This window comes from Adlercreutzia sp. CNCM I-6207 (genome assembly GCF_977072305.1).
In genome coordinates this window covers 61,585-83,734 of the sequence record NZ_CDRVLZ010000008.1, presented here as the reverse complement: position 1 = coordinate 83,734, position 22,150 = coordinate 61,585, and the positions used below count along the sequence as shown (strand labels likewise).

The window sequence follows — 22,150 nt, the reverse complement described above, 5'->3', positions numbered from 1 at the left end:
CTCCCCTCTCGCCCGCGACCGAGCCCTTCCCTCCCACGGCCTGGTCGCGGGCCTTTACTCTTCGAAAGAAGAGGCCCTTTCGCGAACGAGTTCGATCAGCTCTTCCTTTGAGTGAATACCGAGCTTCGTATAGATGTGACTCACATGAGTTTTCACCGTTTGGTCGGATACGCAAAGCTCGTCAGCGATTTGCTTCCGCTTTTTGCCTTCAGCAAGGCAAAGCGCTATCTCCATCTCCCGCGATGTGAGGCCCGCGTCCAATGCCAGATATTGCACGGCAAATTCCTGGGGCGTGGCCGTACTCGTATCGGTGCTGGGACGAACGACGCCCCAGCCAAACCGTACGTTTCTGATCCCCGAAAGACCGAGAGATCCAATGAGAAGCACAAAGATGGCACAGGCGGCAACATCGCCGATCGGCGCCTCCAGCCAAAGGGATAGCGTCGTTGCCCCAGCACCTATCACCTGGCCCCCTACGAAAAACAACGTCGTCAGCGAAATGACCCACGGCGCCGGCAAATCGAACTGCTTCGAGAGATACGAGCAGACTCCGCACATAATAAGATGGAGGAACGCATAGCCAGCCGCAACAATACCTACGCCCAAAACGGACGCTTCGGCGCAAACGCAAATGAGAAGCATCCCGAAAGCCATGGCAGGAAATGCCCGGTGGTAAATGAGGTGGTTGAAGTCCGTTTGCGCAGCCACCATCATGACGCCTAGGACGACCGCCGCTATTCCGTAGCACACCCCGTTAAAGGCAATGTGCGAGCCTTCGACGCCAAGCGCCGAATAAGCAACGATATAAAACCCGAAAACAGCCCCATGCAGCGCTGATGTTGCTAAAAGCTTGTGCGGCCATGCGGTATTTTTATTAAGCCCGCGCATAAAGACCTGCCTCAGAGGCATCCCTTTGAAAACCAGCAAGTTAACGGGGATCATCGCCAGCGGAACAAAAAGGCGAGCAATGTCTTTGCCCCATACTCCCATAAAGCCCAAGGCAACCATAAGCGTTGCCGCGACAAGCATTCCGGCAACAGAAACAAGCAAAGTGTTTCGCGCACCGATTTGAGCGACAATCGAAGCCGTCATGACCACAATCAGGGTTGTGCCGAGACACATCAGAATCGACCCGACGTAGGCGACCCTGGAAACAGATCCAAAGAAATCGGTGTTCCACGAAGATGCGATATCTATCGTTACACCTGCTGCCATAACAAGGCACACAAGAACGAGGAATCTTCTCCGCAGAAAAAGAGACGCGATTTTGCGGTACCACAGAACGGCAACGAGGTACCCCAGGGCGTAGCAGAAAGCGACAACGATCCAAGGGGCCACGAGGCCGGGTTCAAAAGTCCCGTCGACAGCGAAGTCAGGCACCTGAAAGGTAATCCCCAGCCAGAGAAAGAACAGTGCGACCGAGGCGACAATGGCAGTGTTATCTCGAAGAACCCCCACGTACGTTTTGATGCGATCCCTCATTTGCTCCCTCTTTGCCGTGCACGATACTCTTTCCACGGTTCGACACTGCAGATACTGGCGCATAGTCGGCATTTTGGCTGACCAGACCGCCTTCAGCGGAAACGTCTCGCCCCATTATACTGGCAACAACACAGAGTAAGCTCGATGAGCCTTGAGCGCTTTCACAGCATCGACTCTTTTGAGGCCCTTTCGAAAAGCCGCAAAAGGACGCGCCAATGTGCGCAAACCTGCGCGAACCTGCGCAAATCAGCAGGATTCTTTGAGCAACGAGGAATATTTTCATTGCAGAAACCGGAGCGCTCGGGTAAGATGCATTGTTACGCGGAGGAGTGACCGAGAGGCCGAAGGTGCTCGCCTGCTAAGTGAGTATGCCCCACAAGGGCATCTAGGGTTCGAATCCCTACTCCTCCGCCACTTTGCCTTTTCTCGAACTCCCTACAGGGAGTTTTTTATTTCCCCCATGGCCAGCGACGGCGGGTGGTGGCGGCGAGGCGCTTTTTGCGGTAGTTGGGGTTGTGCTTGAGAAAGCGCCAGTTGGCGATGCGGGTGATGAGGAGGCCGACAAGACCCACGATCATGAAGCTGAGCGAGAGGTCGAGCACCGCCGGAGCATCGTCGAAAAAGGCGTACACCGACACCAGGGCGAAAAAGCCGACGACGACGCCGTTGAACCAGGTGAAGATTTTGATGAGCACCTCTTTGGCGCGAGCCGGAGAATGGCGGTACGTGACCACCACGTAGATGAGCCCCGCCGCCACCGCCATGACGATGAGCAAAGGGACGACGCGGGACAGGCGAGCGAGAAAACCCATGATTACCGCCCTGGAACGACGGCGGCGCGCAAGCCGGAGAGGCTCGTCGGGCGCGCCCACCAGCCGTGAGCCGTGGCAGCCGTGGCGATGCGGCTGGCCCCGGCAAACGTGTCCACCAGCGCGAAAGTGGCCGAACCGCTGCCCGAGAGGAGCACGCTTTCGCTGCCCGCCTGTTCCGCGAGCCATTCGCGAATGGAGGGCAGCTCGGGCAACAGGGCCTCGGCCGCCGGCGCGAGGTTGTTGGCGAGAACCACGTCGTCGGCGCGAGTAGCGGCGAGGTCGCAAACGAGCACGTCTTGGGGCACGGGGCGCGGCGCAGCGTCAAAGCGCTTATAGGCCTCGGCGGTGCAGACGCCCTCTGCTGGTTTCACCAGCACCACGGAGCGCCGCGACGTTTCCAGACGGCGTTGCAAAACCTCGCCCACACCGCCGAGCAAGGCACAACCCCCGTGGAGGAAAAACGCCACGTCAGCCCCAAGCGACCGGGCAACGTCGGCCACGCGCTCGTCATCGGCCGCAAGGCCCCACGCCTTCGCGAGGCCCACGAGCACCGCCGCCGCGTTCGACGAGCCGCCGCCCAAGCCGCCCTGGGCCGGGATGTGCTTTTCGATGCGCAGCTGGATGGCCTCGGGAAGATCGCGGCCCACCGCCCGGGACAGGCGATCAGCAGCTTTGAAGGCGAGGTTGTCGGCCGCCGGCACAGCGAGGTCTTGGCCCGTGCGGTCGGCCAAGTCGATGGTCATGACAAGGTTGTCCGCCGGGCCGCCCACGGCAACGTCCTCGCGGGACGCCCCTTCGGCGGTGCGCTTCGCCAGCTCATCGGCCGAGATATCTTCTGCGCACAGGTACAACGTATCATGCAGCGCGAGCGCGTGCATGATGGTGTCGGCATCGTGGTAGCCGTCCTCGCGGCGCGCCCCAATGGCCAAAAGCAGATTCACCTTCGCCGGCGACACCAGCTTCATCGTGTTCGGCCCCATGAAAGCAGCCGCCGACCACTGGGCCTCCCGGGCCGCCGCCAGCAGGTTCACTTCCGCCTCGCGATTGCGCTGGGCGTTCTCGGTCATTCGCGTTCCTTTCCGTAGTCGGCCGCTTGCCGCTCCCTAGGCGTTCGTCATTCGTTCGTGGGAAAAATTATAGCGAATGGGAAAGCGACGCCTGAGAGAGTCACCAGCGCTCTTTCAAATCTCCGCCAGGAATAGAGACAGGTCAGAAATCCAGTTGATCAAAACTGGAAACCTATGGTCTCAAGCATCCAATGGGCACCACGCAGACACCATCTTCACGACGATAGCCGTACTCGGTGGCGGTGATAACGAGCTTCACGTCGGGAAGACGTAATGGAACTTGCTCCTCCTTTTTGTTGCGCTCGGAAACAAGCCGCTCAATTTCAAGAAGATGCTTTGCGCCTTCATCAATTTCACTTTCGCCCAGCTTGAATTCAACAAGCGCATACCGCCCATCGTCAAGATGGAGCACCGCATCGGCCTCCAATCCGTACCGGTCGCGATAGTACGACAACTCGCCCCCGAGCGCCGAGGAATATGCCTTCAGATCCCTCATGCAGAGCGACTCAAAGAGGAAGCCTAACGTTTTGAAATCCTCGTTGAAATACGCTGGACTCAGTCCAAGCGCGGCGACGGCAACTGACGGGTCTACCATGTTTCGCTTTCTCGAAGCCCGTATTGCCGTTTTGGATCTAATGGCCGGGCACCAGGCAAGAACGTCCTCAACAATGTAGAGTTTTTCGAGCGCTTCAAGATAATCGTAGAACGTCGACTCAGACAGCTCCGTCGTTGCTCGCACGTCGCGGTAGATCGTCTTCGTCTCTGCTAAAGTGCATAGATTGCGTGCGTAGGAGCGCAGAATCGCTTCAGCCCAGCGCGGATTTCTCTTTTGTCCATCTATGTCAGACATATCAACAAAGCATGTTTGGCGAAAGAGATCCTTGGCCACTGCTAGCTGCGAACGCAAGGAGGTGTTGTTGATGGCGTGCGGCCATCCTCCTCGGCATATCGCCACGATCAACTCATCGATGGAAAGCTTCGAGGTGCAGCCGTCATAACTCGTCGAATCATCAAAGAGCGCTTTAAGAGATACGGAGCCCTCTGACTCGCCGCTCTCGAAAAGGCTCATCGGCTGCATCTTCAACGTTGAGATGCGTAAAGTACCCGTATGCGGGGTGTCCACCTCTTGCGACGTCGATCCAGTAAGAATATAGAGCCCGTTCTTTTGCTCATCATCCACCGACTTGCGAACAGCGCCCCATAGTTTCGGCGCATCTTGCCACTCGTCGAAGAGCCTCGGCTTCGGGCCCTCCAGCAGCCGCGAAGGCTGCGTTGCCGCTACAGCAAGGTAATTGTCGCGCTTATCCTCATCTTGCAGCTCCACGACACTGGCGGCTTTCTGCTTCGCTGTGGTAGTTTTACCGCAGCCCTTAGGGCCCACAATAAGCGTTGCACCGAAAGATTCCAGACGAAACTCAAGCTCTCGATCGGCAATGCGATTGCGATACTGCACTGTCGCTTACTCCCTTCTCAGAGCTTATCCGATTTCATTATCTACATCGTATTTTACACTGATTTGCGATATTCTGTTGGAGAGATTTGCGCTCAAATTTTAGATACATTTGCGACGGAGAGATAAATGGGTTGACTCGTAGGCGAGAAAGACCGGCCACACCTCATCCAAGATTTGACATCGGCTTCTTGCGCCGGGCGCGGAAGAAGCCGCGCAGCAGGGCCACGCACTCTTCCTCCCGCACGCCACCGGTCACTTCGAACTGGTGGTTCAGGCGCCCATCGGCGTGAATGTCGTACAGCGTGCCCACCGCACCCGCCTTCTGGTCGGGCGCACCGTACACGCAGCGGGCAATGCGCGCCTGGTGCATGAGACCGGCGCACATGATGCAGGGTTCCAGCGTGACGTAGACGGTGCAATCGGTTAGACGCCAGGCGTCCAGCACGCGGGCCGCCTCCTTCATGGCGAGGAACTCCGCATGCCCCGCCGGGTCGCGGTCGGCCTCGCGGCGATTGCGGCCCCGAGCGATGACGCGCGGTTCGGCCAACGGTCGTCGCGTGCCGCGGTCGATGGGCTCGTACACCACGACAGCCCCGATGGGCACCTCCCCCGCCGCGCCCGCAGCCCGCGCCTCTTCCAAGGCCAGCGCCATATACTGCGCGTCCAGCGCCTGTTGCTCTTCGGGTGTGCGATGTTCGTTCATGGAGGGAATTATAAGCGGTGCCGCGCAAACAACCGCCGCGCGACGCGGCAAAGCAGGCGATTCCCCATAATCGCAGCGGAATGTGGTATCCTGTGCGTCGCGTTCGCCGCACAGCGGCGACAGCCCGATGATGCGGAGGCGTGTCCGAGTGGCTTAAGGAAGCAGTCTTGAAAACTGTCGTGCCGAAAGGTACCGTGGGTTCAAATCCTACCGCCTCCGCCAGAACCTCCAAGGCCCGACTCGCTCGGGCCTTTTTCAAATCTCGACCCTTGTCGGTGACAAAACAAGACCCTCCTGTGCACATTTATGGACTTATATAGACATTCAGAAAGCCTGCTAAGATCCTAGTCAGGAGATGCGGGAATGCCACATTTGCATTTTGCCTGGTCAGACCCATCATGCTTTGCGTGACGAGTTGGCGCGCGCTACGAAACGGAAGACCGATGCCTATATAAATCCAAAAACGCGCACGAAACAGGGATGTTTTGTCACCAGGCTAGCAGTGCTGCCGTGTCCGACCCCCATCACCGCTCGACCGGCGCAAAACCGGGCGTTCTGTCACCGGGTATACCAGCCTTGCCGGCTCCGATCCCTACCGCCGCTCGATCGGGACGTAGGGTTTGGTGCCGCGGATGGTGTTTTTGTAGGCGGGGCGGATGATGCGCTTGCCGGCGGCGATTTCCTCGAAGCGGTGCGCTGCCCAGCCGGCCATGCGGGCGCAGGCGAACAGGGGCGTGAACAGATCTTCCGGAATGCCCATCATGGAGTAGATGAAGCCCGAGTACATGTCCACGTTCGCGCACAGCTCCTTGGTGGAGCCCTTCTCGCGCGCGAACACCTCGGGCGTCAAACGCTCGATGGATTTCAGCAGGTTCAGCTCGGCCTCGTATTCCGTGCCGGCGGCCAGCTGCTCGGCGAAGCGCTTGCCGATGACGGCGCGCGGGTCGGAAAGCGTATATACCGCGTGCCCCATGCCGTAGACGAGCCCCGTGCCGTCATAGGCCTGCTTGTTCACGATCTTCGCCAGGTAGGAGGCCACTTCGTCGTCGTCTTCCCAGTTCTTCACGTTTTCCTTGATCTCCGCCTGCATGGCGCGCACCTGGTGGTTCGCGCCGCCGTGGCGATGGCCCTTCAGCGAGCCGAAGGCCGCCGCATAGGTGGAATAGGGGTCGGTATCCGCCGAGGAGAGCACATGGGTCGTGAACGACGAGTTGTTGCCGCCGCCGTGTTCGGCGTGCAGGCACAGCATGATATCGAGCATGCGGGCCTCTTCCGGCGTGAACGAGCGGTCGGGGCGCAGCATGGAGAGGATGGTCTCGGCCGTGGACTGCCCGGGCACGAAACGGTGCATGATCATGGATTCATGGTTGAAGGCGGCCTGCTTGGCGTAGTAGGCCAGCACCATGATGCGCGGCAGACGGCTGATGAGCGAGAGCGCCGTGTGAATCTCGTGCTCGGGCGAGCGGTCCTCGGCGGACTCGTCGGCCGCGTACAGGCGCAGAATGGAGCGGGCCATCATGTTCATGAGGTCGGGTGAGGTGTCCACCATAAGGGTGCTGGCCGTGAACCCGTCGGGCAGCTCGCGCTGGGAATCGATCACTTCCACGAAGCGGTTGAGACGCTCCTGCGTCGGCAGCTCGCCCATGAGCAGCAGATAGGCCACCTCTTCGAAAGCGAAGCGGCGCGTCGGGTCCAAATCGCCCAGAAGGTCGTAAAGGTCGTAGCCGCGCAGGCGCAGCGAGCCCTCGGCCGGCATCTTCTCGCCGTCGGACATTACGTAGCCGTGCACGTTGGAGATGTTGGTCATGCCCGCGAGCACGCCCGTGCCGTCGGCGTTGCGCAGGCCGCGCTTCACGTCGTGCTGGGCATACAGCGCCGGATCGATGGCGTTCACCTGGTAGAAGTTCTCGTACAGGCGCACGCGGCGAGCCTCGTCGTCGCTGATCTCGATGGGCTCGACCTCGTCGATTTCGGCATGGTTGTCCACGCGGATGACGGCTTCATCTATTTCCATGGCCATGGGGCACCCTCCCGGAAAAATGGTCGCTACACGGGTATCGGACTATTCTAACGCCTGCACAAGGCGGGGCGCGCGGGGGCTTCCACGACCGCCACTCCGCACGGCGAACGGCGCATTTTCAAAAAAGTTGAAAATTCTCGTTGACAAGGCTTTGGGGTCATGGTTAAATAATCGTTGCTGTTCGGAAGTGCGCCGTTACCTCAGCTGGATAGAGGGACTGACTACGAATCAGTACGTCGGGGGTTCGAATCCCTCACGGCGCACCATTTTAGATCGTTCAGAACAGAATAGAAGCCGCCTCGAGCGGTTCTTTTTTTGTCAGGCCAAGGAAAGGAACGTACTTGAAGGTTCGAAAATCGAAACCTCACAGTATGTAGACTTCCGGCTTCTCGCCTCCGCGCGGTCGTCGGAAGGGACGACTGCTGAGCATCACCCATCGCCCTGGGCGTCATCGCGCTTAATCTCGCAGATTCAGCGACTCGCGCACGCCGCCCCATTCCGATGCGCTGATGCCTACCGCACGGAGGAACACGCATGCTCTATCTTTCTCAAATGATCGGCGAGCCCGTGGTCGACGCACAAGGCGAGCGACTCGGCACCATATCCGACCTGGCCATTTCCACCGGCGAGGTCTTTCCGCGCATCACGAGCCTGGCCTTCCAGGGGCCCGGGCGCGTGCCGTTCATGATCTCGTGGCGCAAGTACGTCGACACCTTCGACGACGACGGCATCACGCTGTCGGTGGACGCCCACGACATCCGCTTCAGCTACCTGCAGCCCGACGAGGTGCTGCTGGCCCGCGACCTTATGGATCGTCAGATCGTCGACACCCAGGGCCTTAAGGTCGTGCGCGTGAACGACCTGAAGCTCTCACAGTCCGGCACGCAGCTGCGCCTGCTCGGCGCTGAGGTGGGCGTGCGCGGCATCCTGCGCGGGCTGCATCCGCTGCTGGAAAAGGCCGTCGTGAACGTGGCGAAGCTCTTCCACAAGAAGGTGGACGAGCAGCTCATCGCCTGGAACTACATGGATCTGCTCGACCGCGACCTGTCCGAGGTGCAGCTGTCGGTGACCCATCGCCGCTTGGACGAGCTGCATCCCGCCGACGTGGCCGATATCTTGGAGCAGCTTGATCCCCAGCAGCGCGCCAGCGTGTTCGCGCACCTGGACGACAGCCGCGCCACCGAGGCCATCTCCGAGATGGAAGACGAGTACCAAGCCGAGTTCATCGACGACTTGCCCGACGCCCGGGCCGCCGAGCTCATCGGCAACATGGACCCCGACGACGCCGCCGACATCGTGCGCGACCTTCCCTACGAGAAGGCCGAGACGCTGCTCCGCCTCATGGGCGTGGAAGACGCCGCGGAAATCCGCCGCCTGCTCGGTTACAAGGACGGCACCGCCGGCGGCATGATGACCACCCAGTTCGTCTCCGTGCCGAAGACGGCCACCGTGGCTGACACCATCGAAGTGCTGCGCGCGCTGCCCGAGGATCATCCGACGGTGCACTACGTGTACATCACCGATGAGTACGGCAAGCTGCTCGGCGTGAACTCCCTGCGCACGCTCGTTCTGTATAACGCCGACCGCCTCATGGGCGACATCATGTACGACGACATCATCAGCTGCCTTCCCTCCGAGGAAGAGGAGGACGTGGCCGCCGACATCTTCAAGTACGACATCCCGGCCATGCCCGTGGTGGACGAGCACGGCACCCTGCTCGGCATCGTCACCACCGACGACGCCTGGGACGCCATCGAGGACGATGTGGCGGGCGACAAGACGAAGATGAATGTGCTGTCGATTGCCGGCATTACCGTCGCGTCTCTCATGGGCCTGTTCCTTTACTCGCTGATTTTGCTACAGCTGGCGGGCTCGCTGCATCTCGGCGGCCTGCACTACTAGGAGGCTGCCATGAACGCGAAGGACATGCGCACAACGGCCGCCGGGCGCCTGGGCGCCGAAGAGAGCGCGCGGCACCAGGCAGCCGAGGAGATCGCCGATACGGGCATTCCCGCCGGCGAGCAGATCGGCCCCGCCGCGACGAAAAAGCCGTCGAAGCTGCTGCTGGTGCTGGCGGCCATGGGGCCGGGCATCGTGACCGCCATGGCCGGCAACGATGCCGGCGGCATCTCCACCTATTCCACGGCCGGCGCGAACTTCGGCTTCGGCACCCTGTGGGTCATCCCCATCATGTGCGTGCTGCTCGCCGTCGTGGAGACCACGGCCGGCCGCATGGGCGCCGTCACGGGCAAGGGCTTCGCCGCGCTCATCCGCGAGCGCTTCGGCATCCGCATCGCCGCCTTCGCCATGCTGGCGCTTCTGGTGGGCAACGTGGCCACGACGTTCTCCGAGTTCGCCGGCATCGCCTCGGGCATGGAGATGTTCGGCGTGTCGAAGTACATTTCGGTGCCCGTGGCGGCCCTCGGCGTGTGGCTGCTCGTGGTGGGCGGCTCCTACAAGCGCGTGCAGCGGGTGTTCCTCGGGCTGTCGCTGGTGTTTCTCACCTATGTGGTGGCGGCGTTCCTCGCCCAGCCGAATTGGGGCGAGGCGCTGCATGACACCGTAGTGCCCACCTTTGTCGGCGATGTGAGCTTCATCTCGCTCGTCATCGCCATGATCGGCACCACTATCGCGCCTTGGATGATGTTCTTCTCACAGAGCAACGTGGTAGAGAAGGGCCTCACGCCCAAAGACCTTTTCTCGCAGAAGGCCGACGCCGTCTCCGGCACCATCGCCGCCTGCGTGGTGGCCTGGTTCATCATCGTGACCACAGGTGCGGTGCTCTTCCCCGCCGGCATCACCATTGACTCGGCGGCCGATGCCGCTGCGGCGCTCGCCCCCTTCGCCGGCCCCTACGCCGAGGCGCTCTTCGCCGTGGGGCTCATCGCGGCGTCGTTTCTGGCCGCCTGCGTGCTGCCGCTGACGACCGCATTTGTCATCTGCGAGGCCTTCGGCTGGGAAGCGGGCGTGTCCTTCAAATGGCGCGAGGCCCCCACGTTCAAGTCCATCTTCACCTTCGTGATCGCGTTCTCGGCCATCGTGGTGCTCATTCCCGACGTGAACCTTTTGGGCATGATGCTGACGGCCCAGTTCGTCAATGGCGTGATTCTGCCCATCCTGCTGGCACTCATGGCCATCATCTCGGCGGACAAGTACATCATGGGCGACTACCGAAGCGGACGCGTGTCGAAGGTGCTTCTGTGGGCCACCGTCGGTGTGGTGGCGGCGCTCACCGTGGCGCTGCTCGTGATGCAGGTGCTGGGGCTCGCATAGCCGTCCGTTCCGTCCGCTCCATCCGCCCGCCGCGCCTCTCCTGCCGGCTTCCTTGCGCTCCCCTTCCCCACTTAAACGCTCATCGATTACTGAATTCAACAGGGTGTTTACGTAAGCGAATCGGTGCGCTCATCGTTTGGTACATCCCTTGTATTTGCGTTTTGCGGCTCGCATACTGCTAAGTGCCGGGAACAAAAAGGACCGCTCCCGACACACCTGCGGGTGACGCAACGTCGGCACGGGCCGTTCGTTCGCGTCGATGGAGCGCAAGCTGCAGACCCGTAGGCGTTCACACGTTAGGAGGCTGCAGTGCAATTCAAAGCATCAACAGATTATGGACTGCGCGCCGTCTTGTACCTGGCCGCGCAGGGGCACACCTGCTCGTCGAAGGATATCGCCCAGGACATGTCGATCCCCCGTGACTACCTCATTCAGCTCGCGCAGCTTTTGCGCAATGCCGGCATCATCGAGGCGAGGCCCGGCAAGCACGGCGGCTATCGTTTGGCCAACGACCCCTCGAAGATCACCCTACTGCAAGTGGTGAACGCGCTGGACGACGACGCCAAGGACACGACGCGCACCCGTCGCAAGGATCGCGCCGATGCGTCCATGGTGCAAGGCATCAAGCAAGCGTACGATCTGGTTCTCACCGGCTACGACGCCTACTTCGACAGCATCACGCTTCAGATGCTGCTGGACGCTTCTCAGAACGAGACCATGGGCAAGGAATTTCTGGCCGGACGCCTTATCGCCGAGAGCCAGCGCCTGCTCGCCGAAGCCGCCGCAGCAGCGTAGGCGGCAGCACGGCGGACGGTCTGTCGCATTCCATAGTCAACCAACGAAGAAGGCCCCGGGTTGGGGCCTTCTTTCTGCGTCGTTGCGCAGGGTCAGCAATCCGTTGCTGGCTCGCTTTGAGGGGCGAGACTTACGCCTTCGCCTTCTTCGACGCCTCCATGCGCACGAGCACCAGCACGGCGATCACGATGAGCACCACGCCGAGCGCCAGCGAGATCCAGGGGTTCTTCGTGAAGCCGGCGATGATGTAGCCCACAAAGCACACGATCATGACCAGCGTCGCGTAGGGAATCTGCGTGGCCACGTGGCGCAGATGGTTGCACTTCGCGCCGGCCGAGGACAGGATAGTCGTATCGGAGATGGGCGAGATGTGGTCGCCGTAAACCGCGCCAGCCAGCGCCGCGCCCACGGCCACGAGGAACAGCGGATCCTCGGCCGCGAACACGCCGATGATGATGGGCAGAATGAGCGCGATGGTGCCCCAGCTCGTACCCATGGCAAAACCGATGAAGGCCGCCACTACGAAAATGACGGCCGGCAGAAGGTCGAGACCCACGCCCAGGCCATTCAAGAAGCCGGAAACGAACTCGCCGGTGCCCAAGAGGTAGCGGCAGCACCCGCCGAGCGACCAGGCCAGCACGAGGATCATGATGGCGCCGATCATGGAGCGCACGCCTTCCGACATGGCTTCCACGAAACCGCCCAGGTTCATGAGCTTGCGCGGCAGGAACATGCAGGCGGCCACCACCAGCGCCACGCAGGCGCCGATGCACAGGCCCATGACCGGGTTCTCACCGACCGCCGTGGCGAAATCGACACCGCTGAAGAAGCCGCCCATGTACATCATGCCCAGGATGGAGAACACGATGAGCACCAGGATGGGCACGATAAGATCCCAAATGGTACCGCGCTCGGAGATGTTCAGGCCCTTGTACTCCTCGATGGCCCCGGCGGCGGCATCGTCAATGTCGCCCTCCTCGGTCACCACCGTGGGGATGTTCGGCGCGCCTTCCAAATCGACTTGGGCCTTGTCAGCGATGCGGGCGAGCGAGACCGCCTCAAGCGCCGAGCCCTCGGGGGGAATGCGCCCCTCGGCATCGGCCTGAGCCGCGGCCATGGGACCGAAATCCTTCTGGAGGAACAGCATGAAAAACACGAAGAAAATGGTCAGCAGCGCGTAGAAGTTGTAGGGGATGGAGGCCACGAAAGTGTTGAAGCCGTCCTCACCCATGTAGCCGCCCACGGCCACCGCCCAGGAGGACACCGGCGCGATGATGCAGACCGGGGCCGCCGTGGAGTCGATAATCCAAGCGAGCTTCTCGTGGCTGACGCGGAACTTGTCCGTCACCGGGCGCATGACGGCGCCCACAGTGAGGCAGTTGAAGTAGTCGTCCACGAAGATGATGATGCCGAGCAGCGCCGTGAGAATCGAGGCCGCGCGGGCGTTCTTCACATGGGTGGTGACCCACTCCGCATAGGCGCGGGAGCCGCCCGCCGTGGCGATGACCACGGTAAGCGCTCCCAGAAGCGCAAGGAACAAAAGCAGCGCCCCGTTGCCGGCTATCTGCTCGGCCATCATTTGGGGCACCATGGTGAACGAGGCGACGAGCTGCTCGCCACCGGCGCCGTTCAGCGTGAACTGGTAGATGATCATGCCCGTGAACACACCGATGGTCAGCGACGAATACACCTCCTTGGTGATGAGCGCCAGGACCAGTGCCAGAATCGGCGGCACGATGGACCACAGGCCCGTGGCAATGAGTTCGAACCCTTCCATGACCTTCCTTCCTCAAGAGGCCGAGGGCATGACACCCGCGAACGCGCGACCCCGGAGCGCGATGCGAGCGCTCAGCGCGCGAATGCGCAATGCGAACGTTGCGAGCGCTCTGCACGTGACAACGAAACGCGGCCGTCGCCGGTGCCCTGCCCCCGGCCTTCTGGTGACAGAACAGCATAAGTATATCCGAGTTAGTCAGAGAAAAGTCCCGCGATCACACGGGACTTTCCAGGTTTCTCATCTTCAGTTGTGACGGTTGTGACTTTCCGCACTTACACGTCAGCGGCGGCGCTGGCGGTGGCGCTTTCCAGCTCCTCCTGGGCGAGTTCGCGGTCGTACTCGCGGTCGATGGCGCCTTCAGTGGTCGGCGGCTTAATTTGGAAGGGCACCGCCGGTGTGAACAAGCTTACTACCGGCACGATGACCAGCGAGATGATCATGCACAGCGCACCGCAGTTGATGGGGCTCGCGATGAGCGGCACGCCGCCGGACAGCGCCAAGCCCATGTTCACAGCCGTCAGGCCCACGCCCACGGCGAACGAGCACCACACGCTCGCCTTCGAAATGCGCCCGGAATACAGGCCCCACAGGAAGGGACCGAGGAACGAACCGGCCAGCGCACCCCAAGAGTAGCCCATGAGCTGGGCGATGAACACCACCGAAGAGTGGTACTGGAACAGCGCGATGAGCGCCGAGATGGCAATGAATACCACGAGCAGGCCGCGCATCCAGACAAGCTGCTTCTTCTCGGACATGTTCTTGATGATGTTGCCGTTGATGAAGTCGATGGTCAGGGTAGATGACGACGTGAGCACCAGCGACGAGAGCGTCGACATGGAGGCCGACAGCACGAGCACAATCACCAGGCCGATGAGCACGTCGGGCAAGGTGGACAGCATCGTCGGGATGATGGAGTCGTAGATGGGCGTGCCGTTGGCGGCGTACTCGATCTGGCCCCCGTAGAGGCGACCGAAGCCGCCGAGGAAATAGGAGCCGCCGGCCACCACGAAGGCGAAGATGGTGGAGATGATGGCACCCTGCTTGATGGCCGGGCCGGTCTTGATGGCGTAGAACTTCTGCACCATCTGCGGCAGGCCCCAGGTGCCCAGCGACGTGAGGATGACAACGCCGAGCAGGTTGAACAAATCGGGCCCGAAGAAGCTGACGAAGGGGCCCTGCATGGCCGAACCCTCGGCGGGGATCTGCGACAGCGAGATGATGGCCTCGGAGAAGCCGCCGTTGTTCAAGATGACCGCCACGATGACGGCGATGATGCCGAGCAGCATGACAATGCCCTGAATGAAGTCGTTCATGACCGTGGCCATATACCCGCCAAGCACCACATAGATGCAGGTGACCACCGCCATGCCGATGACGCATACGTCGTAGGGCAGCGCGAAGGCCATGCCAAACAGACGCGACAGACCATTGTAGACGCTCGCGGTGTACGGGATGAGGAACACGAAGATGATGGCCGCCGCCGCGATGCGCAGGGCGCGGGAATCGTAGCGCTTGCCGAAGAACTCCGGCATGGTGGATGCCTGCAGACGATGGGTCATCTCGCGGGTACGGGGGCCTAAGACCCACCAGGCGAGCAGCGAGCCGATAATGGCGTTGCCGATGCCGGCCCACGTGGCCGAGATGCCGTACTTGAAGCCGAACTGGCCCGCATAGCCGACGAACACCACGGCCGAGAAATAGCTCGTGCCATAGGCGAAGGCGCTCATCCACGGACCGACGTTGCGGCCACCCAGGATGAAGCCATCCACGGTGCCCGTGTGCCGACGGCAGTAGATGCCCACCGCCACGGCCACGGCCACGAAGGCGATTACCAAAAGAACTTTCGCGATCATTTCCCTCTTCTTTCCTTCCAGTGTGCGGATACGTCCGATGGCGCACACGACTTTTCGCCCGGGGCTACAAAAAAATAGCCACGGGCGAAAACCCGTGTGCTATTGGTATCGGAACTCAAATTGTGGGAAGACCTCGCGCAGGGACTGCTGGGCTTCATGCTGGCTGGCAACAGCGCGGGCCGCCTCGGCGATACACTGAGCCGCCTTGTGCGCACTGGCCAGCGCACGCTCGACCGCGTCGGTGCAACACTGGGCAGCCTTATGCGCGCTCATGAGGGCGCAGGCCACCGCATCGCGGCAGGTTAGCGCAACCGCTCCGGCCCCCCGAGTCATCGCGCGAGCACCGAAGATAGCCGCGGCCTCGCGGGCACACGACTGCTGGGCGATGTGCTGGCTTGCCACGGCAAGCGCCGCCGCGTCCATGCCGCTTTTATGTCCCTGAACGAAAATCATGGCCGACACTTTAGCACAATAAAGTGTGTTTGTGGGTCATAATTTGGAAAAGGCGGCGAGAAGGTGCTACAGCCACGACTGCCGCGGCCATGGCTTAGAAGATATCAGGAAGCCGTGATGACATTAAGTCCCTTTCGCGACTTCGAGTTCCTTTTTGGCTTGAAAATCACGAAAGATCGGCGAGATCGGAGTAGTAGAGACTTTTTTGTAATACGCCACCTGGGAAAACGAGCGCTTTTGTATTACTGAGAGGCCTTTTTGGCGCTCTTCGCCCGATCTTTCGTGATTTCTAAGCCAAAAAGGCCGCGGGAAGGTCTCTTTTAGGCCCCGTATCCGATCTTTCGTGATTTTGAAGCCACATTTCGCGCCAAGGCATCTCCATCAAGAACATCTTCAGCGAGAACGCCTTCAACGGTTCCCGCAAAATTGGAAGAGGCTTCGAGGTGCGCGTTGTGGCCAGCATCGGGGACGAGCTCTGTGGGAAGGCCGGCAGCGCGGACGCGGGCGGCTACCGCGGAGTACTTCTCATCAAGGACGCCGGCAATGTAGAGCACCGAAACGCCGCGGTTGGCCAGGTCGGCAAGGACGCCAAGCGTAACCGTTTCGGCAGCTTGATGGTGAGCACCCCAGGCTTCCAGAGAGCGGGCCAAAGGCTCTGCATCGCGGGAGGTGCGCTCGGCTCGGATGGCGGCGTGCGCCTCCGCGGGAAGCGCACGCTGGCTGGCGAACAACGGCAGCGTCTCCCACCAGTCCATGAAGGCCGCAACGCCCTCATCGCGAAGCCGCTGAGCCCAGGCGCCATTGCGCTCGGCTAAGGCGGCCCGAGCGGCTTCGTCGGCAGGCCCGAGCCCCGCGCTTTCTAAAACAAGCCCGGCCAGCGGCAGATTGGGATAGCGCACCACGGTTTCAGCGGCGATGCGGCCGCCCATGGAATAGCCAACGAGCACGGGCGCGGCATCGACCTGCGCGACCAAACGCACAATGCCCGCCACCCGATCACACGCCGCATCGAGGGAGGTCAGCGGGTCGCGCACCGCCCCGGAGACGTTTTTGGCATTCGCGTCGCCTTCCACGCCCTCCCCGTCTTCCCCGTCTTCCCCGTCTTCCCCCACCTCCGTACCTTCCAAAACTTCCTCAACGCTTGGCAGCTTGAGGTCGCCCTTGCACTCGTACAAGTCGGGTGCATAGGTGCGGTGACCGGCCGCCTGCAGCCGCTGCGCTACCGCATCCCACGACGCAGGCGTTTGAGCGAACCCGTGCAGAAGGATGCAGGGGGCCATCCCTTCGCCGGCAGATCTCACCACGGTTCCACCGCGTCCCTCCGTAATCGCCCCGCCATCGCGCAACTCACTCGAACCCATAAGCGTTAGCGCTGGTAAGGGGCGTAGCGGTCGCGGACGCCGCGTAGGGGCAGGGCGACCTCGATGAGGCTTATGCCCGGCGTGCCGAGGAACTGCTCGTAGGCGCTGCGGAAGGCGCCGACCGTGTGCACGCTGGCCGAGGGGATGCCGAAGGCGGCGGCGGCTTCGGTGAAGCGCACGTCCTGGGGCGCGAGGAACAGCCGCTCGAAGTACGGGTCGGCGGAGGCCTGGGGCAGCATGTCGAAGATGGCGCCGCCGTTGTTGTTCAGAAGAACGATGACCAGCGACGGCGTCTCTGCGGATCCGCGGCGCTGGAGCAGCATCTCGCGCTGGAGCGCCAAACCGGAAAGGTCGTGCAGCAGCGTGAAGTCGCCGGTGAGAAACGTCGTCTGGGCGAAGTGCTGCGCCGCGCCTACCGCCGTGGAAACCACGCCATCGATGCCGTTCTGCCCACGATTGGCCATCACAGCCAGGGGCTTTCCGTCCTTTACGTAGAAGGTGTCCACGGCACGGATGCTCATGGAATTCGCCGAAAAGAGGCACGAGCCTTCCGGCGCCAGCTCGAGAAGCGAGCGCACGTAGGCGCCTTCCGTGGCCTCGGAATCGTGGGTGGCCACGCCGTCCCATTCCACGGCGAGAATGCGCAGGCGCGCCTCGTCGTTGAGGGCGACCCAGGCATCAGCGAAGCGGTGCTGAGCCTTGCGGCCCTCGGCGCGCCATCCGCTGCGCACGAACCCGAGGGGTGTCGTACCCACGAACACGTCCGTCGCCGCGTTGAAATCGCGCGTCTCGGCGACATCGACGGTCAGGGAGACGGGGCGCGCGCGCTCGAACAGGGCGGTTGCGCTTTTCGAGACAGGGTAGCGACCGAAGCGGATGACCACCTCGGGCACGGGGCAGTCGGCGCGAGCGCAGAGATTGTCGTAGTTGTCGATGATGAGCGGGTCGTCGATGGAGCGCAGACCCGACAGCGGATCGGCAAGCACCGGCAGCGACAGCTTGCGGGCCCAAGCGAGAATCTCCTCGGCTTCCGCCACGGTCTCGCAGGAGCCCTCGCCGGCGAGCACGAGACACGGCCGCTTCCACAGAAGGCGCTCGATGGACTCGATGCTGGCCTGGGGCAATGTGCCGGCAGGGCCAACAAGCGGGCCCAGATCGAGAAGGGCACCATCCTTCGCGGCGATACTGGCGTTGCGAGCGCCCAGAGCGAAGCAGTCGTGGGCGGCACGCTGCATGGCCTGCAAATCGGCGCCGGCGAAATCGGGCTTGAGCGGGGCATCGAAGGGGAAGTTCACGTGCACGGGGCCGGCCAGGTGCATGCAGGCACGGGAAGCCACCTGCAGGTTTGGATCGTAGTTCACGATGTCGCCGGCCTCGTTGTAGAAGACAGGCTGGAAAGAATCGGCCTCTTCAACGGCTGCGGCCGCAAAGTCGCCAGCAGTATCCCACGCAGGAGCATCGGCGGGAGCGTCATCGATCGCAGAATTCGCCGGCATCGCGACGGTAGCAGCAGGGTCCATCGGCAGCGCGATGGTGGCAGCAGGGTCCTTCGGCAGCGCGGCGGCCCCGGAGCCAGCTGAAACAGCAGCATGCTTGCCGAGGGAAGCCGCCGCGACCGCAGAATCCGTCCCTTCATGCACGCCGGTCGCCACGGGCTCGCGCAACCCCTCCTTCACCGGCGCCGGCTCTCGGTAGGGAGCCAGCGTAGCCGTCGGGCCAAGCGCGGCGAGCACCGCCTCGCGAGCCGCCTGGCGGGCGAAGGCGATGTCGCGGTCGCGGCCGCGCGGCGTGGGCATGGCGCGGAAGGAGCGCACGTGACTGCCATAGGCCTTCAGCTGATCGGTGGTCTGCGGCGCGCCGAGGCCCTGCAGCTGCGGGGGCCGGTCGCCAGACAGAACGATGAGCGGCACCCGGGACGTTTCCGCCTCGATAACCGCCGGGTAGTAGTTCGCCAAGGCCGTGCCCGAGGTGCACACGAGCGCCACGGGGCGACCGCTCGCCTTCGCAAGACCCAGGCCGAGAAAAGCAGCCCCGCGCTCGTCGATATCCACGTAAACTCGCAGATCCTGGGGTCGGCGCTGCTCCAGCTCGTAGGCCGCCATGGCCAAGGCCGTCGACCGCGAGCCGGGGCTCACCACCACCTCGCGCACGCCCCAGCGCACCATCTCGTCGAAAAACGCCGCCACGAACAGCGCGGTATCCTGCTGATGAGTCGTCGTTATGGGCATCGCCACTTCCTTTCGCGAATTTCGTCCGTCCATGATAGCGCACGAAACGCCCCCGGAGAGCCGCGCGACAAGAGGCTACGCGCCGAAAGCAGAGAGGATGGTGCGCAGCTTCAGGTCGATTTCCTCGTATTCGGCGTCGGCATCGCTTTCGCCAACGATACCGCAGCCGCCGTAGACGTAGCCCATCTCGCCGTCGAAGACCCCGGTGCGCAAGGCCACGGAGAACTCGCCGTCGCCGGCACCGTCCACAAAGCCGCAGGCCCCGGCGTAGAAGCCGCGGCTGTAAGGTTCGATGGCCCGCAGCAGCATCTTCGCCTCGCCCACCGGCGTGCCGGCCACGGCAGGCGTGGGATGCAGGTCTTCCATCAGATCGGTCAGGGTGACGCCGGCGAGCACACGGGCGCGGGCCGGCGTGTACAGGTGCTGCACATGGGCAAGTCGCATGATCTCGGGCACTGCGGGCACATCCACGTCGTAGCAGACACGGTCGAGCACGCTGCGGATGAGCTGCACCACATAATCGTGCTCGGCGCGGTTCTTCCCGTCAGCCATGAGCGCCTCCGCCAGCGCATCCGATTCCGCCGAGGCGGCCCCCGTCGGGCACGTTCCCGCAAGGCACATCGACGCCACAGCATCGCCGCGTTTGCGCACGAGCAGCTCCGGCGTGCAGCCGCAGAAGAAGACGTCGGCGTAGCGGTACAGAAGCACCGTGCCCCGGGCGTCGCCGTCGATGAGGTTCACGAGCAGATCCTTCGACGAGAAAGGATGCTCAGCCACAAGGCGCAACCGACGCGAGAGCACCACCTTCGACACCCGGCCCTCCCCAATGGCCGCAAGCGCCGCACCCATGGCCTCGTCCCAGGCCTCGCGAGAATCGGGCTCGAGAGAAAATGGAATGACCGCGCGTTGGCGGGGCGGTGCAGCGGCCACCATGCGCGTGAAGCGAGCCACGCGACCGGGATACACCGGACCGAGCGAGTTTACCTGGAGAAACCGCCCGCGTTCGTTCTCGATGAGCACGATTTCCGGCAGCATGAACCGCAGCCGCGGGAAGGAGGCCATCAACTCGTCGGCCGGCGCGGGATTGGTGGCGTCGAAGCGGTTGAACGAGAAGAACACCGGCGGCTGCTCGGCGGCATCCTCGCCAGCTGCGACCTCGTGCAGCGGGCTGCCCTCGCCGTACTCGTATTCCACATCGCGCAAACTGGGCAGCGCGATGCAGCGGCCGAGTCCCATATAGCGGCAGGCACGCTGCTTATCGTAGTAAACGAACTGGTCGGTGAACCCTTTCTGCAGCCAGCAGAACGCATCCACCAGATCCGCCTCAATGGGCACATTGCATGTGTAAATTCGGGTCATCTTCCGTCCCTATTTGCCTTCGATTACGCATATTTGTGGAAAACATTCTACCATCTGCAGTTCCGGAGGATACGAAACGTGGCTGGAGGAGAAAACGTCTCGCCAAGAGGGCGACGCACGTTTCAGCGCCCTCTCTTCCGGCTTCCTTCAGCGTCAGTTTTGGAAATTGTGAAATAATGGACAAAATCGGGTACGTGCAAAAATCGGCGATACAGAAAAACACATTTTCCAAGTAATCGCTTCCAAAATAGCACATTTTCCAAATCGCTCAGAAGCAAAGCTCGGGATGCAACTCGCTGACCTGGCATTTCTCGGTAATCAAATAGACGACCGAGCAAAAACCGGTACGACGTCTTGGAAAATGTGCTTTTTTGTTCTGAGCGCGTGGGCTTTAGCGACGCCTCAAGCGCTGGCGATGGACATCGGCAACGATCAAGAAGGCGCGCAGCAGGAATTTCGGGCGGCGGCACAGTCGCGGCGCAATCGCCCGTCGACACGCATCCGTAGCGGCAATTCTTCCTCAGCGCGGGCCGAGCGCATGCGGGATCGAAGCGGCGTTCTAAATCTCGTACATCGCTTGGAAGACGTCCTCGCGTTGGATGAGAACCTGCATGGACAGGCGCTCGCCGTCGGCGGCCAGGCGCTCCTGCACGGTGTTGAAGTCGGCGACGGCAGGATCCAGCGTCACCATCATGGTCATGGAGAACATGCGACCCTCGCCGAGGATCGTCTGGGAGATGTCGTCGATGTTGGCGCCGCAGTCGGCCAGCGTCGTGGCGATGGCAGCCACCACGCCGGAGCGGTCCTTGCCGAGGACGGAGATGACGCACTTCATGGGAAACCTTCTTTCTAGTGGGGACGGAATCCTTCAACTCGCTTGCGCCCGCTTAGGCTGGCGCGGGCAGATGCTTCATGCTCGCCCGCAGCGAAACGGGCATCGCTTTAGTGGCGGAAAATCAGCGACAGCGCCTCGGAGCGCGCGTCGGCATCGGTTTCGAAGCAGCCGCGCACGGCCCGCGTGGTCGTTTTTGCGCCCGGCTTCTTCACGCCGCGCATGGACATGCACATATGCTCGGCCTCCAGCACCACGATGACGCCGGCGGGATGCAGCGCTTCCACCAGCGTGTCGGCGATCTGCCCGGTCAGGCGCTCCTGCACCTGGGGGCGCTTGGCGAAGCCGTCCACAAGCCGTGCCAGCTTCGAGATGCCGCAGATGCGCCCGTCCGCGCCAGGGATGTAGGCCACGTGCGCCTTCCCGAAAAACGGCGCCAGATGATGCTCGCACATGCTGAAGAAGGGGATGTCGCCCACGAGCACGATTTCCTCGTGGCCCTCGTCGAAGGTCACATCGAAATGCCGCGACGGATCCTCTTCCAAGCCGCCCAGCACTTCCTCGTACATGCGGGCCACGCGCGCCGGCGTCTCCCGCAGCCCCTCGCGCTCGGGGTCTTCCCCGACGCCTTCCAAAATCAGGCGGACGCCTGCTTCGATTTTCGCTGTATCCACGGTTGTCG

General features: G+C 62.2%; 17 protein-coding genes and 3 tRNA genes. 6 read left to right on the top strand and 14 right to left on the bottom strand.

Going from position 1 to position 22,150, the window contains the following annotated elements; translation table 11 throughout:
• Positions 1–54: 54 nt before the first annotated feature.
• Entirely contained in the window at positions 55–1,482 is a 1,428-nt protein-coding gene (locus ACW4QM_RS05800; protein WP_173114679.1) for a response regulator transcription factor, read from the bottom strand.
• Between the two features lie 323 nt (positions 1,483–1,805).
• On the opposite strand from ACW4QM_RS05800, the gene ACW4QM_RS05795 reads away from it, so the two are divergent.
• Positions 1,806–1,896, top strand: a tRNA-Ser gene (locus tag ACW4QM_RS05795).
• Positions 1,897–1,931: 35 nt separating this feature from the next.
• On the opposite strand, the gene ACW4QM_RS05790 is transcribed toward ACW4QM_RS05795, so the two are convergent.
• The 4 genes from ACW4QM_RS05790 to ACW4QM_RS05775 form a co-directional block, all read right to left on the bottom strand.
• Complete coding sequence (locus ACW4QM_RS05790; protein WP_114540106.1) at positions 1,932–2,294, bottom strand: guanylate cyclase; 363 nt, start codon at positions 2,292–2,294, stop codon at positions 1,932–1,934.
• 2 nt (positions 2,295–2,296) lie between these two features.
• Entirely contained in the window at positions 2,297–3,361 is a 1,065-nt protein-coding gene (locus ACW4QM_RS05785) for a 4-(cytidine 5'-diphospho)-2-C-methyl-D-erythritol kinase (protein WP_114540105.1), read from the bottom strand.
• Positions 3,362–3,533: 172 nt separating this feature from the next.
• Positions 3,534–4,814, bottom strand: coding sequence for an ATP-binding protein (locus tag ACW4QM_RS05780; protein WP_114540104.1), 1,281 nt, complete (start codon positions 4,812–4,814; stop codon positions 3,534–3,536).
• Between the two features lie 163 nt (positions 4,815–4,977).
• Positions 4,978–5,517: a nucleoside deaminase gene (locus tag ACW4QM_RS05775; protein WP_114540103.1), complete on the bottom strand. Its 540-nt coding sequence runs from the start codon at positions 5,515–5,517 to the stop codon at positions 4,978–4,980.
• Between the two features lie 134 nt (positions 5,518–5,651).
• Between ACW4QM_RS05775 and ACW4QM_RS05770 the strand changes: the two genes are divergently transcribed.
• Positions 5,652–5,739 (top strand) — tRNA-Ser (locus tag ACW4QM_RS05770).
• A 370-nt stretch (positions 5,740–6,109) separates the two neighbouring features.
• Here ACW4QM_RS05770 and ACW4QM_RS05765 read toward each other — a convergent pair.
• Positions 6,110–7,537 carry a citrate synthase gene (locus ACW4QM_RS05765; protein WP_302568263.1) on the bottom strand — a complete coding sequence of 476 codons (1,428 nt, stop codon included), beginning with the start codon at positions 7,535–7,537 and terminating at the stop codon, positions 6,110–6,112.
• A 189-nt stretch (positions 7,538–7,726) separates the two neighbouring features.
• Here ACW4QM_RS05765 and ACW4QM_RS05760 point away from each other — a divergent pair.
• The 4 genes from ACW4QM_RS05760 (at position 7,727) to ACW4QM_RS05745 (ending at position 11,605) form a co-directional block, all read left to right on the top strand.
• Positions 7,727–7,803: transfer RNA gene (locus tag ACW4QM_RS05760), tRNA-Arg, on the top strand.
• A gap of 268 nt (positions 7,804–8,071) precedes the next feature.
• Positions 8,072–9,439 (top strand): magnesium transporter, encoded by a 1,368-nt coding sequence (locus ACW4QM_RS05755; protein ID WP_114540102.1) that lies wholly within the window; start codon positions 8,072–8,074, stop codon positions 9,437–9,439.
• Positions 9,440–9,448: 9 nt separating this feature from the next.
• On the top strand, positions 9,449–10,810 hold the full coding sequence (locus ACW4QM_RS05750) for an NRAMP family divalent metal transporter (protein ID WP_288221027.1): 1,362 nt from the start codon (positions 9,449–9,451) through the stop codon (positions 10,808–10,810).
• A gap of 309 nt (positions 10,811–11,119) precedes the next feature.
• Entirely contained in the window at positions 11,120–11,605 is a 486-nt protein-coding gene (locus ACW4QM_RS05745; RefSeq protein WP_288221028.1) for an Rrf2 family transcriptional regulator, read from the top strand.
• A 130-nt stretch (positions 11,606–11,735) separates the two neighbouring features.
• Here ACW4QM_RS05745 and ACW4QM_RS05740 read toward each other — a convergent pair whose 3' ends face one another.
• The 8 genes from ACW4QM_RS05740 to folE all read right to left on the bottom strand — a co-directional run bounded on the left by ACW4QM_RS05740 (position 11,736) and on the right by folE (position 22,142).
• Positions 11,736–13,382 carry a Na+/H+ antiporter NhaC family protein gene (locus ACW4QM_RS05740; RefSeq protein ID WP_302233508.1) on the bottom strand — a complete coding sequence of 549 codons (1,647 nt, stop codon included), beginning with the start codon at positions 13,380–13,382 and terminating at the stop codon, positions 11,736–11,738.
• 272 nt (positions 13,383–13,654) lie between these two features.
• Positions 13,655–15,235, bottom strand: a complete 1,581-nt coding sequence (locus tag ACW4QM_RS05735; protein WP_455798267.1) for a sodium:solute symporter family protein — start codon at positions 15,233–15,235, stop codon at positions 13,655–13,657.
• 99 nt (positions 15,236–15,334) lie between these two features.
• Positions 15,335–15,688, bottom strand: a complete 354-nt coding sequence (locus ACW4QM_RS05730) for a hypothetical protein (RefSeq protein WP_455798266.1) — start codon at positions 15,686–15,688, stop codon at positions 15,335–15,337.
• A gap of 320 nt (positions 15,689–16,008) precedes the next feature.
• Positions 16,009–16,992 (bottom strand): alpha/beta fold hydrolase, encoded by a 984-nt coding sequence (locus ACW4QM_RS05725; RefSeq protein WP_455798265.1) that lies wholly within the window; start codon positions 16,990–16,992, stop codon positions 16,009–16,011.
• A gap of 62 nt (positions 16,993–17,054) precedes the next feature.
• Positions 17,055–19,277 (bottom strand): 2-succinyl-5-enolpyruvyl-6-hydroxy-3-cyclohexene-1-carboxylate synthase, encoded by a 2,223-nt coding sequence (gene menD, locus ACW4QM_RS05720; protein WP_455798264.1) that lies wholly within the window; start codon positions 19,275–19,277, stop codon positions 17,055–17,057.
• 75 nt (positions 19,278–19,352) lie between these two features.
• Positions 19,353–20,636: an isochorismate synthase gene (locus ACW4QM_RS05715; RefSeq protein ID WP_455798263.1), complete on the bottom strand. Its 1,284-nt coding sequence runs from the start codon at positions 20,634–20,636 to the stop codon at positions 19,353–19,355.
• 559 nt (positions 20,637–21,195) lie between these two features.
• Positions 21,196–21,471 carry an ACT domain-containing protein gene (locus ACW4QM_RS05710; protein WP_022741206.1) on the bottom strand — a complete coding sequence of 92 codons (276 nt, stop codon included), beginning with the start codon at positions 21,469–21,471 and terminating at the stop codon, positions 21,196–21,198.
• Between the two features lie 107 nt (positions 21,472–21,578).
• Positions 21,579–22,142: a GTP cyclohydrolase I FolE gene (folE, locus tag ACW4QM_RS05705; protein ID WP_279056252.1), complete on the bottom strand. Its 564-nt coding sequence runs from the start codon at positions 22,140–22,142 to the stop codon at positions 21,579–21,581.
• Between the last annotated feature and the right edge of the window lie 8 nt (positions 22,143–22,150).